This is a genomic window from Lachnospira eligens (genome assembly GCF_009680455.1).
Classification (GTDB): Bacteria; Bacillota; Clostridia; order Lachnospirales; family Lachnospiraceae; genus Lachnospira; species Lachnospira eligens_A.
The window spans coordinates 260,117-274,094 of sequence record NZ_WKRD01000001.1 but is presented as its reverse complement, the minus strand read 5'-3'; the positions used below and the strand labels follow the sequence as shown (position 1 = coordinate 274,094).

Annotated in this window: 11 protein-coding genes; 10 read left to right on the top strand and 1 reads right to left on the bottom strand. The window is 37.3% G+C overall.

Going from position 1 to position 13,978, the window contains the following annotated elements; genetic code table 11:
* Positions 1-65: 65 nt before the first annotated feature.
* The 4 genes from GKE48_RS01390 to glf all read left to right on the top strand — a co-directional run bounded on the left by GKE48_RS01390 (position 66) and on the right by glf (position 4,679).
* Positions 66-434, top strand: a complete 369-nt coding sequence (locus GKE48_RS01390; protein ID WP_154300325.1) for a GntR family transcriptional regulator — start codon at positions 66-68, stop codon at positions 432-434.
* Positions 431-1,342, top strand: coding sequence for an ABC transporter ATP-binding protein (locus GKE48_RS01385; protein WP_154300324.1), 912 nt, complete (start codon positions 431-433; stop codon positions 1,340-1,342). The genes GKE48_RS01390 and GKE48_RS01385 overlap by 4 nt, the downstream gene beginning before the upstream one ends.
* Entirely contained in the window at positions 1,335-3,440 is a 2,106-nt protein-coding gene (locus GKE48_RS01380; protein ID WP_154300323.1) for an ABC-2 family transporter permease, read from the top strand. The genes GKE48_RS01385 and GKE48_RS01380 overlap by 8 nt, the downstream gene beginning before the upstream one ends.
* A 99-nt stretch (positions 3,441-3,539) precedes the next feature.
* Positions 3,540-4,679: a UDP-galactopyranose mutase gene (gene glf, locus GKE48_RS01375; protein WP_022097288.1), complete on the top strand. Its 1,140-nt coding sequence runs from the start codon at positions 3,540-3,542 to the stop codon at positions 4,677-4,679.
* A 30-nt stretch (positions 4,680-4,709) separates the two neighbouring features.
* On the opposite strand, the gene GKE48_RS01370 is transcribed toward glf, so the two are convergent.
* Positions 4,710-4,964, bottom strand: a complete 255-nt coding sequence (locus tag GKE48_RS01370; protein WP_022097287.1) for a hypothetical protein — start codon at positions 4,962-4,964, stop codon at positions 4,710-4,712.
* Positions 4,965-5,099: 135 nt separating this feature from the next.
* Between GKE48_RS01370 and GKE48_RS01365 the strand changes: the two genes are divergently transcribed.
* The 6 genes from GKE48_RS01365 to GKE48_RS01340 all read left to right on the top strand — a co-directional run bounded on the left by GKE48_RS01365 (position 5,100) and on the right by GKE48_RS01340 (position 13,963).
* A complete protein-coding gene (locus GKE48_RS01365) occupies positions 5,100-5,840 on the top strand; it encodes a glycosyltransferase family 2 protein (protein WP_154300322.1) in 741 nt (246 codons plus the stop codon).
* A gap of 18 nt (positions 5,841-5,858) precedes the next feature.
* Entirely contained in the window at positions 5,859-7,592 is a 1,734-nt protein-coding gene (locus GKE48_RS01360) for a glycoside hydrolase family 25 protein (protein ID WP_022097285.1), read from the top strand.
* Between the two features lie 12 nt (positions 7,593-7,604).
* A complete protein-coding gene (locus tag GKE48_RS01355) occupies positions 7,605-9,266 on the top strand; it encodes a GH25 family lysozyme (protein WP_022097284.1) in 1,662 nt (553 codons plus the stop codon).
* A gap of 94 nt (positions 9,267-9,360) precedes the next feature.
* Positions 9,361-10,731 carry a hypothetical protein gene (locus GKE48_RS01350; RefSeq protein ID WP_154300321.1) on the top strand — a complete coding sequence of 457 codons (1,371 nt, stop codon included), beginning with the start codon at positions 9,361-9,363 and terminating at the stop codon, positions 10,729-10,731.
* A 42-nt stretch (positions 10,732-10,773) separates the two neighbouring features.
* The gene (locus GKE48_RS01345; protein ID WP_154300320.1) at positions 10,774-13,146 is read left to right on the top strand and encodes a type I phosphomannose isomerase catalytic subunit; all 2,373 of its coding nucleotides are present in this window, start codon (positions 10,774-10,776) and stop codon (positions 13,144-13,146) included.
* 70 nt (positions 13,147-13,216) lie between these two features.
* Complete coding sequence (locus tag GKE48_RS01340) at positions 13,217-13,963, top strand: polyprenol monophosphomannose synthase (RefSeq protein ID WP_022097281.1); 747 nt, start codon at positions 13,217-13,219, stop codon at positions 13,961-13,963.
* Positions 13,964-13,978: the final 15 nt, after the last annotated feature.

Below are 13,978 nucleotides of genomic sequence, written 5' to 3'. Positions count from 1 at the left end.
CAATATAGTACAGTTATTACGCAAGCTTGTAACCAGTTTAAATAATACACAGAAAGGAATGGAACATGTTCACTATAGATGTCATGTCGCGAGTGCCAGTCTATGAACAGCTCATTAAGCAGGTGGAAGACCAGGTGCTTAAAGGGATTATGAAGGAAGGCGATAAGATGCCATCGGTACGGTCTTTGTCGATGGAGCTGTCTACTAATCCGAATACAATCCAGAAAGCATACATGGAGCTGGACAGAAGAGGAATTCTGGTGAGCGTACCGGGAAAGGGCTCTTTTATATCGGTAGAAGCGTTAAAGATTGTCGGGAATCAGTCTAAGGAAAAGCTTTCAGATCTTAAGGAGATTGTAAGAAAGCTTGCATACGCAGGGGTGAGTAAGAGTGAGATAACAGATATGATTGAGGAGGTTTATAAGAGAATATGATAGAGGTAAAAGGTGTTACTAAATCATTTGATGACTTTACAGCACTTGACAATGTTACCTGTAATATAGCGGAGGGCTGTATATATGGTATGGTTGGTTCTAACGGTGCAGGAAAGTCTACGCTGCTAAGAGTCCTGTCAGGGATATATAAGGCAGATAAGGGAGAAGCAATAATCGATGGAATTAATGTGTATGAGAATACATACATGAAGAATAAGCTGGTGTTCGTTGCAGATGAATTATTCTTTCTTGCAGGCGCGAACATGAAGAGCATGGCTAAGTTCTATAGTTCAATATATGATAATTTTGATATGGACAGATTCGCAGAACTTACGAAAACATTTGGACTTGATCCATCTAAGAGTATATCAAACTTTTCAAAAGGAATGAAGAGACAGGCAGCTATAATACTTGCACTTTCAACCAGAGCCAAGTATATGTTCTTTGATGAAACATTTGACGGACTTGATCCTGTTATGCGTAATCTTGTCAAGAAGTTAATATGTGGTGATGTTGCAGATAATAACGCTACTGTTATAGTTACATCACATTCATTAAGAGAATTGGAAGACTTATGCGATCATTTGTCACTTCTTCATAAAGGCGGGCTGGTGCTTGACAGCGATGTATTTGAACTAAAGACGAGTCAGTTCAAGGTACAGGTAGCTTTTAAGGATGATTTTGATGAGAGTAAGTTTGAGGGCATTAGAATTACAAGATACCGTCAGGAGGGTTCAGTTGCCAACATGATAGTAAGTGGCGACAGGGAACAGACCATGGACATTATAAATGCCATGAATCCGGTAGTATTTGATGTCCTCCCACTTACGCTTGAAGAAGTATTTACTTATGAGATGGAAGCACTCGGTTATACATTTGATGTGAAGGGGGATAAGATGCATGAATAATAAGAAAATATTCAGCTTTCATATGTTTTTACAGACATTGAAGCAGACAAGGCTTGTAGGCTTTATAATGATGGCGGTAATTACACTTATATCAGTTGTACCGATTATTTCATCATTAAGCTATATTAAAGAATATAAACAGGTTAATAATGTAGGTGGAATTTCGGGAAATTATTTTCTGGTATTAGTATTCATAATTGTTGTACCTGTTATATCATTGATAGTATGGAGTTTTCTTAATAAGAGAAGCGGCAGTGATTTTTATCATTCAATTCCATATACAAGATTGTGCATATATCTTAGCAAGACGGCAGCAATACTTACATGGATTGCAGGAATACTTGTTGTGTCATATGTATCACAGGCAGTTTTATTCATGGCTAACAGGCAGTATTTTAATGTGGATTATGCAACAATGTTCCGGATGTATCTTTCGATATTTATATGCAGCCTTTTATGCATGGCAATTATAAATGTATCAATATCCATTACAGGAAACATATTAAGCAATATATGTGTTACAGGACTTATAATGTTTCTTCCAAGATTTATTGCGTTAATGGTTACAGAACTGACTGTGTTTCATGGAGAAGCTTACATGATAAGCAACAGTGGTGTGGGGTTACTGGATTCTTCCAGCAATATGATTGTTGGCTGGGTATTTTCTGTATTTGATATGTACAATGGTTCATCAGGAATTGCAGATATGGTTCTCAGCCTTACAAGTAACTTATATACACTTGTGCTTGCACTTATATATATAGCACTTGGCGCACTTCTCTTTGTAAAGAGAAAAAGTGAAACAGCGGGAAAAGCAGCTAATGGAAAGGTTCTGCCAATGATTATCAGAACACTTATCGGCTTTTCAATTGCGTTTATAGGTGTAATGATAGCATATACAAGTATAGATAGTGATGAGACAATAGCAGTTGTTGTGATGTTTATTGTAAGTGCATTGGTTGTGTTTGTTTATGAATGTATAGTAAGTAAGAAGATGAATGTTATAAAGCAGTGTATTCCATCAATTCTTCTTGGATATGTTCTTGCAGTGGTAATTGGAACAGGAGCTAATTCATTTGGCAAATATGAGGCATCGTACGAACCGGATGCTTCAAAACTTGCATATGTATCAATTCAGTCAATGGATATGTACTATGCTTCAGATAACGGATATTTCAGTTCTATATCATCGAAGGTTCAGTTTACAGATGAAGAGATTCTGAAATATGTAGCGGAGAAATTTGGGGCATATAAAGATAAATGTATATCAAATGGTGTTCATAATTATATTTATAACGGCAGAGGTTCAGTGACTAATTATAAGGTTGGTTTCAGACAGAACGGTGTTACACATTACAGAAGGATTCAGCTTACAGACAGTGATGCCAATAAACTTGCAAGTCTGTTAAAGAAGGATGAGAATTTTGTTAAGGCTTATATGGAACTTCCGGATAGTGACAAGATTTCTGTTAATTATATAACAGGTAATATGGAGGATTCTGACTGTAAGGATATATATGAAACAATTAAAAGTGAAATTAAACAGATTGGTTTTGAGAAATGGTATCAGATAGTTACTTCAGATGCTGATACTTTCTTGATGTCAGTACGGTTTTCAAAAAATGGCGTTACTTATGATATGGTTCTTCCAATCAGTAAGAATATGCCACAATCTTATAATAAGTATATTAGTATACGGAATGAATATGCCATTAAGAATAATGAAAAAGAGCTTGGAACAATGAGCGACATTTTAAAGCAGTATTTAAATGACAGTTCCAGAACATGGGATAAATATACTAGTGGATATGAAACTCTTTCAGCAGTTCTTATATATAATGATACCAGAACATATATTAATCTGGATTCGTATGTAAGAAAAGATGAAGAAAGAGCACAAAAAGTATTAAATGGACTTATAGAGTCCCTTGACAAGAAGAATTTTAATAAAAATATAAATGCAGATAATCCTTGCATTGTATTGAATTATGAAAAGTATAATCCTGACAACGGTAAATCTGTTCTGGCAGACGCTATTATACAGTTAGATGGTTATACAAGGGTAGAAGATTATATATCTGATATTGATTATTATTAATTACTTCTTATGTTGAATTAATGTAATATAATAAGTATAATTAATGGGGTGGTGCGGTCGGCATCATCCCATTATTTAAGATAGAAAAGGAACAGGATTATGTATGATTATTTAATAGTTGGAGCAGGACTTTTTGGTTCAGTGTTTGCACATGAGGCAGCAAGAGCAGGAAAGAAGGTTCTTGTAATAGATAAGAGAAATAATATTGCCGGTAATGTATATACAGAGAAGATGGAAGGTATTAATGTGCATGTATATGGTGCACACATTTTTCATACCAATAATAAGAAGGTGTGGGAGTATCTTTCACAGTTTACTACATTTAACAGATTCACTAATTCACCTGTTGCGAATTATAAGGGCGAGTTGTATTCACTGCCATTCAATATGTATACCTTCAATAAGATGTGGGGTGTTGTGACACCACAGGAGGCTGCAGAAAGAATCGAGCAGCAGAGAAAGGAAGCAGGAATCACAGAGCCTAAGAACCTTGAGGAGCAGGCTATAAGTCTTGTCGGAACTGATATATACGAGAAGCTTATTAAGGGATATACACAGAAGCAGTGGGGCAGACCATGCAACGAGCTTCCATCATTCATTATCAAGAGACTTCCTGTAAGACTTACATTTGATAATAATTACTTTAACGCACTTTATCAGGGAATTCCTGAGGGTGGATATACTAAGATGGTTGCCAATATGCTTAATGACAGCGAGCTTTCCGGAAGCATTGAGGTAAGACTTGGTGTTGATTATCTTGCATCTGCTGATGCTAAGGAAGAATTAGACAGTCAGGCTGAAAAGGTTGTATATACAGGTGCGATAGACGCATACTTTGATTATAAGCTTGGTAATCTTGAATACCGTTCAGTAAGGTTTGAAACAGAGACTTTGGATACTCCTAATTTTCAGGGTAATGCAGCAGTTAATTATACTGATGCCGAAACTCCATGGACAAGAATTATTGAACACAAATGGTTTGAGTTCGGTAAGGATGAGAATGGCGACGACCTTCCGAAGACTGTTATCAGCCGTGAATACAGCTCTGAGTGGAAGCCGGGTGATGAGCCATATTATCCTGTAAATGATGAGAAGAACGGCGCTTTATATGCACAGTATAAGGAGCTTGCTGACGCTGAAAGAAAAGTTATATTCGGCGGACGTCTTGGTGAGTACAAATATTATGACATGGATGCTGTTGTGGCAGCAGCACTTGACTGTGCCGCAAATAATATATAATTGCAGGTGGTGGGGTGACCCATAATAAAGTCACCCCTGAAAATTGTCACTTGCCTTGCGGTCACATAACTGACTATATATATCAGGACCAAGTCCTGTCTGTAATTCTGCATATGCTTTTCTTAACTGTTCGTCAGTCATATGCTCACGTCTTCTTTCGATTGCATTAATGCTGTCGACAATCACTTTGTCCTGATTATCGTGAGTTTCCCAATTATACATGGTTTTCCCTTTTACGATAGATTTATTGTTGTTGTCTGTTGGAAGATTTTCTGAGTTATTCATAAATTCACCTCATTATAATATATAAGATAGTTTTTATATAAGATATTATCTGCATTAATTTCCTGTCTATACTTGAAAAACATGGCATAGCATTGTAATATTAAAAAGTGTGTAAACATCAGAGGGAGAGTATAAATGTTAAATCTAAATGGTATGCTGTCTATTGTTATGCCGGCTTACAATGAGGAAAAACTTATATATCACAGTATCATGGAAACATTGAGAATTGTTGAAAAGTTTGTTCCTGAATTGGAGATTATTGTGGTTAATGATGGCAGTAAGGATAATACCAAAGCTGAGATAGAAAGAGCTATCAAGCAGGATAGCCGTGTGCGTATGGTAAGTTCTGAAAAGAACAGAGGCAAGGGTAATGCAATAATTGCCGGAGTGTCGCAGGTTGAAGGAAAGTATGTCGCATTTGTTGATGCAGACCTTGAACTTAATCCATCACAGTTAGAAGGTTATCTTAAGAAAATGCTTGATGATAATAAAGATGTTGTTATAGGCTGTAAGTTCCTTAAGGATTCCAAGCTTGATTATCCGTTTAAGAGGAAAGTGATAAGCATGGGCTATTATATAATGCTTCTAGTCTTGTTCCATCTTAATGTTAAGGATACGCAGACCGGGCTTAAGGTATTCAGGGTTGAGGCAATCAAACCGGTTGCACATCTTATAAGAACATCAGGGTTTGCTTATGATATAGAACTTTTAGTGGCGATTCACAGAAGGGGTTTTTCGATAGCACAGATGCCTGTGGAGGTTGTATATGTCAGGGATTCCGGTGTAAAGCGTATAGGGATGAAGGATATATGGCAGGCATTCTGCGATACATGGGCAATATTCGGGAGAGTTTACTTCAAACATTATTATGACTAATCAGGAGATGCATGTAGGATGAAAGAATTATTAAATACCATAGCAGGAAAATTATCAGGAATATGTAAGTCTGTATTTGTGGCACATGCAAAGGCATGTATTATTGCAGGCTCAGTCGTGGTTGCAGGAAGTGCAGCAACTGTAACAACAGTAGAGTATGTTCATCATCATAGCAGCAAAATGCAGGTACAGGCACAGGAGACAGAAGTAGAGACTGAGACAGACAGTAATCTTGATAAGCTGAGTGAGATTCTTACCGAAACACAAACAGAATCAGAGACAGAGATAGAGACTGCAACACAGGAAGAGATAGCAGAACTTGTTAAAGAGGCTGTTGCAGATGAGAATACAAGCAGTAAAGAATTATATGAGATAATTGATAAGGCAGCAGAGAACAGCAGTGCACCGATTCCGGTTAAAGATGTTGAGGACCTTGAGATAGTAGAAGATAATTCGTCAGAACCATCAAGAGAGGAGACTGAGGTTGAGGAGCCTGAACCAGATCAGCCAAGCTCGAATGATGTATATGAAATCAGCCAGTTGACATATGGTGTAGATGTTTCAAGATGGCAGGGAGATATAGACTGGTCAGCAGTTGCTGCTGATGGCATCACATTTGCAATGATAAAATGCGGTGGCGGAGATGATGGTTTATATGAAGACAGGAAATTTCAGCAGAATATACAAGGAGCACTTGCTAACGGTATACAGGTAGGTGTGTATTTCTATTCAGGTGCTTCTAATGCAAGAGAAGCATACGATGAAGCAAGTTACTGTATAAGTCTTATAAGGGATTACCAGATAACATATCCGGTTGCATTTGACTGGGAACTGGATGGTGATTATGATTCAGTAACAGAAGCCTGTGAGACGTTTTGTAATGTTATATCCAGCTATGGATATCAGCCTATGGTTTATTCTAACAGAAACAGATGGTATAACAATTTTGATGGGGAAAAGATTGCAAGTAAGTATAAAGTTTGGATGGCGGCATATTTTGGTAAGTTTTATTATGATTCAGTAAGATGGACTTATGGAGATGATCTTCCAAATTTCAGATATCATTATGATATGTGGCAGTATAGTTCAAGATGTTATGTTGATGGTATCAGTGGACAGGTAGATGTAGATATAGCATTTTTCGGCTATGCTAACTACCATGTTGATACTAAGGACGCTGTGCTTACGGTTACTAACAAGGAGATTAAGCGCACATACGGCGATGGAATCGGAAGACTGACAGAGGAACTTAACCTGCTTGACGGAGTTAAGGGAATTAATACTATCGGATATGATATGGATATCGAGTATTCAATATATGATGAATCAGGCAATGAATACAGCGAGGAGGAAGCAATATCAACGGCCGGGAAATACACAGTAGAGTACCGTTTTAAAGACCCTAAGTCTGGCTGGATAAAGAACACAGCAAAGCTTGAGATTGAGGTTATAACAGAGGAATTTACAGGAAATGATATTGTTGTAAAGAATAACACTATGTCAAAGGATTATAATTTCAGGACAGGAGTCAGTTGTAAGAATAATCTTGGACAGGAAGCTGAATTAACCGGAGTTGTAATAAAGAAGGTTAATATAGAAACAGAGGAAGAAGATGTACTGACAGAGCAGCAGGCAATAGAAGAAAAGTACGACTTTGATAAGTACACCTATGTAGCAGAGTATGCTTTTAATGTGCCAGGAGAAGGAGAAGTTATTAAGAAAGCAGCTATTGTCAGAGGTGCAGAGGAATAACAGGAAGCAGATATGTGTGATTCAGATAAAGAAGTAGAAGACATAAAAACAGAAGAAAATGTGGAGAATGACGAAGCATCTACAGAGACAGAAGACTGTGAGAAGAAGGACTTGCCAGAAGAACCGCAGTATGAGATTCTTGATGTTGAGGAACTTCAGAGAAATTTCAGGGAAAAGGTTATCGATTTCTTCAAGGTTAAGAGTCATATTGTTGTGACATCAGTATCTGCAGCAGTTATTATAGCAGGAGTGATAACAGGGATTGTAGTAGGTATAAGCGTAAATAAAGCCTCTAAACATCAGCCGGCGATTGTAGAAGCAGCAGAGACCCAGACTGAAATGCAGACTCATACACAGCCTGAAAGTACTGAGCCGGAAGAAGAGGAATCTACAGAAGAAACATTTGAAGTGATTGATAATATCATGGAAAAGGTTGTTACTGACAGTGCTGTGACTCAGAAGGAAGATCCTTTGAAAAACAGAAATAATGCAACAGCTGGTGAAGTTATAAAGCCTGTGTTATATGTTGATAATGCAGTTTCAGGAAGTGTAAGTGTTTCATCAGTAAAGAAGTCAGGAACAGATGTTATATACAGCTTAAAAGGTAGAAAAATACAGGATTTCACGGCATCCCAGCTTGATAAATGCAGCAAGGGCAGTATTCTTGTTGAAGAAAACGGAACACAGAAGCAATATACAGGATATGTATATGAAACTGGAACTGTCAGTGTTACAGGTGGCTCTGAAAATGTTGTAACCAAATTTCTTATAAAAGATGACAATACAGAAACTTCTACAAAGCAGGAAGAAAGTACTTCTGCAAAGGCATCTGATAATTCACAAAAAGAAAGTGTCTCTAATATAGAAGAAAGTTCAAAATCTGAGACAGAAACTTCAACTGAAATAAAAACAGTTTCGTATATAGTTATGGAGGTTGAGGCACAGATTGAATATATATATGCTGATGGATGGCAGAATATAAAAGGAAAAAATTATTATTTTGAAAATTCCAACGCTGTAACAGGCTGGAAGAATATAGATGGAGTGCAATATTATTTCAATGCTGACGGTTCACAGGGGTCATCGCTTGTTATTGATGTTTCTACTTATAATGGAGATATTGACTGGAACAGTGTAAAAGCTTCTGGTATTAACTATGCTATGATAAGAGTTGGATATAGAGGATACGAAACGGCAAGACTTGTACTTGATAAAAGATTTCATAGCAATATGAGCCAGGCAACAGCGGCAGGAATTAAAGTTGGAGCTTATATTGTAACCCAGGCAGTGGATACTACCGAAGCGGTTGAAGAAGCAAGCTTTATTGTATCAGCCTGCAGTGAATATAATATTTCACTTCCTTTGGCAATTGATGTTGAGAGTGCAGGTAATGGAAGCGGACGAGGAGATAAGATATCATCATCACAAAGAACAGCCGTTATAAATGCATTTGCACAGACAGTAAGAAGCTGCGGTTACTCAGCAATACTGTATGCTAACAAGGACTGGATGAATAACCGTATATATGCAGGGAATGTAGGTTGTAGTGTATGGCTTGCACAGTATAACAGCAAATGTACATATACAGGACCATTTACAATGTGGCAGTTTACTGAGAAAGCACGTGTGAATGGTATATCAGGTAATGTTGACATGAGTGCATGGAAGCATTAAATGATGTGACTATATAAAACAACTGAAAAATCGTGACATTTCTTTAACAGAGTGGTATAATCAATCGGAATGTATATTCACGAGGAGATAAAATATGAGTAAGAATCAAGAACAGATGAAGGAACTGATTAATGATGTAAGGACTGGAAAGACTGATAAAGAGGTCTTATGCAAGGAGATACAGAAAGATGTAAACTGTCTTATATATCCGGTTTTTGGAGAGGATTACAAGAAACTTTCTCCAAGAGCGATTATTGATATATGTACTAATCTTGATAGTATTGATGTTAATAAGAATATTATGCGTCAGATTGCAACAAGAGTTTCAGTGTTTATGTTTAATCTTATAGATAATTCTACTATTAAGATAGATGATGATTACGAGTATGAGTATGGCAGAATTAAGGAAGATAAGGAATTATTTGACATAATAAAAGATAATTCCAGAATATTTAAAGATTTTAAGGCGTATGACAATGCACCTGATAATATTAAGTCATTATCAAGAGTCCAGACTATTATGATGGAACTTTACGGATATGAGATGCATTCAGTTGACGAGATAGAAACTTTGCTCGATATAGACAGTGCATTTATTCTTAAGCTTATTGCAATGATGAAGGATAATATACTCGGTATATCATCAGTTGTAGAGAATATGTCAGATTATGCTTCGTTTGATGAAAAAGAGACAGATGATTCTGATATTAAGATATATGGTGCAGAGCAGAAAGCAGCGGAAACAGAAGCTGCCGACGAGTACGAGGCTTATGAGCCTGAAAATGCAGATTTACCTGATAATGAATCAGACGAAGGGATAGAAAATGATGAATCGGACGATGAGGATTCTGATGAAGGTGTGTTATTTGAATATGACATGAATGGATATGAGAACAATGATTTTGATGATGTCCCTGTAAGGGGTGTTTCACTTATGGACAAGCTTACAGCATTTGTTGGAAGAGTGTTTCCGGGTGTACCAAGAGCAAGAAGACGTAATGTTGTATATGCGTCAATGGTGGTAATTCTTGTAGTGATTATCCTTATAGTGTCAATAGCAGCAATGGCTGGTGGTAACAGAAGAAAAGCCAATAATAAGAATAACAGCAATGAATGGAAACCGATGGAATATACAACCAAAGCACCTAAGGAGACTGCGACGAGTAAGGATAGTTCAACTGCAGCACACTCATCTCGAATTTCAGCAGCAGAAAGCACTAGCAGCAGGGAAGAGACAACAGCAGCTAATGAGAGAACAATTGCCGAGGATAAGAATAATAAACCAGCAGGAAGAAACGACAGCGATAATACCTCATCAGGTGGAGACGAAAGCACAGATAAGCCATCAGGTGGAGATGAAAGCACAGATAAGCCATCAGGTGGAGACGAAAGCGGAGATAAGCCAGCAGGCGGAGATGACAGTAGCAATACACCAGCGGGTGGAGATACTTCAGCAGATAACTAATAAACATATTATCTATAACAGATATTTTAAGGAAGGATTGCTATGAAATGTGTAATATTAGCTGGGGGTAGTGGTGATAGTTTATGGCCATTATCCAGAAGGCAGTTTCCAAAGCAGTTTATGAAAATAAAAGAAGGCCGTTCCATATTACAGGAAACTGTAGTAAGGAATATGCCATTCTGTGAGGAATTTATAATAGTTACCAATGAGAGCTATAAGAATATTGTTAATGGACAGATGAAAGCGTTCCAGAGTCTTAAGTACAGAGTTATCCTTGAGGGTACACCGAAGGGAACAGGAGCAGCTGTATTGTTAGGGACTATGTTTGCCAACCCGTCAGAATTAGTTCTGGTTGTTAATTCGGACAACCTGATTGAGGGTGATGGTTATAAAGATTCAATAATTGAGGCTAAAGAATATGCAAAAGAAGGATATCTTGCGGTATTAGGAATTAAGCCAGAATCACAGTCATCCACTTATGGGTACATTCTCCGGGATAAAGAGAATGTTAAGAAGTTTATTGCAAGAATAGATTTCGATGAAGATGAGACAGAAGGTCTGCTTGGATATGACTATGGTGAGGGGTATCTGTGGAACAGTGGAATACTTGTATTCAGGGCAGGGGATATGATTAATGCTGCAAGACGCCTTGCATCAGAACTGTACACTACCTGTAAGACAGCTAAGAGAAAGGTGCCGGCAATAAGAAGGTCTGTGAGATTTTCAGAGACGGTTATGCAGGCTATGCCACATGGCAGTATTGAAACACTTCTCCTTGAAAAATGTGATTCAATAAAAGTAGTTGAAGCACATTTCGAGTGGATGGATGTCGGCAACGCCAGCGATTTAGCTGAATTTGGAAACAATATCAAGTCAGAATGTGTTATCAAGAATGACTGCGATAATGTTAATATTATAAATAATGCACCGAAGAGACTTGTTGTCGCCAATGATTTAAGAGATCTTGTAGTTGTTAATACAGATGATGCAACATATATATCATCAAAGAAATCTGCTGATAATATCAAGCAGATTATGAAAGATAATATGGATACTTATGAAGCATTTTTCGATTATAACAGGACTACTTATAAGGAATGGGGAATACAGGAGATACTTAATTATTCACAGGGATATAAAGTCAGAAAGCTTACTGTTTTTCCAGGAATGTCAATGTCTCTTCACCGGCATGAAAAGAGAACTGAGCATTGGTCAATAGTTGAAGGTATTGCTACAATTACACTTGGTAATGAAACTGCTGATTATAACAAATATGAAAGTGTATTCATTCCAGTGGGAACGAAACACAGGATTGCTAATAAGACAGACAAGAATGTGGTAGTAATAGAGGTTGGTATTGGAGATAATATATCAGATACAGATCTTGTTAAGATATATAATAAGGATAATCCACAGGCATCTGCTAATTATGTAAGACTGGATAAGAGTCCTATTGCGAAGCTTGAACCTGCATTTAAGGATAATCTGTGGGGTGGAACCAAGATTCGTGATGTATATGGCAAGAAATGTGATTATGATGTCATCGGTGAGAGCTGGGAACTTTCAGCTCATCCTGACGGTCAGAGCCGTATAGCTGAGGGAAGATATAAAGGAATGCTCTTTAATGAGTACCTTAATATTATAGGAAAAGAAGCATTAGGCTGGAAATGTCAGGCACAGGACAGATTCCCTATCCTTATAAAATTCATAGATGCAAAGCAGGCACTTTCTATACAGATTCATCCTGATGATGAATATGCTCTTGAGAATGAGAATGAATATGGAAAGAATGAGATGTGGTATGTAGTGGACAGTGAACCGGGATCATATCTGTACTGTGGGCTTTCAAGAGACGCATCTAAGGAAGAAATTCTTGAGAGAATTAATAATAATACAATCACAGACATACTTAATAAGATAGAGGTTAAAGCAGGCGATGTTGTTATGGTTAAGGCAGGAACAATCCATGCAATAGGCGCAGGTGTATTCATATGTGAGATACAGCAGAATTCTAACTGTACCTACCGTATGTATGATTATGACAGAAGGGACAAGTTCGGTAATCCAAGAGAACTTCATGTTAAGAAAGCACTTGATGTTGTTGATAACCATAAATATATCAAGGACAATAAGACAGAGGTTGTTATTGCAAGAAATGAACATTTCACAGAAGAAAGACTTGTCCAGTGCAAATACTTTGAAGTATATAAGTATGATGTCAATGACGAAGCAAAGATTACTGTTGATGAGGCATCCTTTGTTTCTGTACTTTTCATTAACGGCTCAGGAACTATTGAAACTGATGATTATGAAAAGACTATGGAGTTTAAAGCAGGCGACAGTTTCTTTGTAAGTGCAGGTCTTCGTTCAATAATAGTTAAGGGACGGGCAACCATGGTTGTTACCAGAGTATAAAAAAATGTTTTACTTTGTTGTATATTGATGTATAATGACGAGAGAATTCTTTTTAAAGGAGAGTATGATAATGTTATCAGTAGTAATACCAACATTTAATGAAAGCAAGAACATCAGAAATCTTGTAGCACAGATTGATGTTGCTTTGAAGGGTGTTGATTATGAAATTGTCTTTGTTGATGACAGTAAGGACAATACACCTGATGTGATTATGGAAGTTGCTAAGGAATATCCACAGGTGAGAATGGAACATAGAAAGAATGGAACAGGATTAGCAACTGCTGTTCTTGATGGTTTTAAGCTTGCAAAGGGCGAATATATGGCATGTATGGATGCTGATTTACAGCACCCACCAATCGTTCTTAAATATATGTATAGGGCTATGGAAAGTGGTGCAGACTTCTGTATACCTAGCCGGCTTATTCCAGGTGGAGATGATGGCGGACTTAACTGGTACAGAAAGTTCGTATCTGGAACAGCAAGAAAGATAGGACAGGTTATGTTGCCTTGCCTTAGAAAGATATCAGATCCTACAAGCGGACTCTTTATGTTCAGAAGAGAAGTTATTGAGAATGCTGACCTTCAGCCAATTGGATGGAAAATTATGGTTGAGGTTCTTGCAATGGGTACATATAGCAAGGTTGTAGAGATTCCATACAAATTCCAGCAGAGAACTGAAGGTGAATCAAAGCTTTCAGGAAAGGTTACGTTAGAGTACTTAAAGCAGCTCAAGAACCTTAGAAAGAGATATAATAAGAGCAACAGGTACGAGGTTGAAATATGGTCAACTGAGCGTATGATGAAAGGCGACAAATAATATCGTAACATAAGA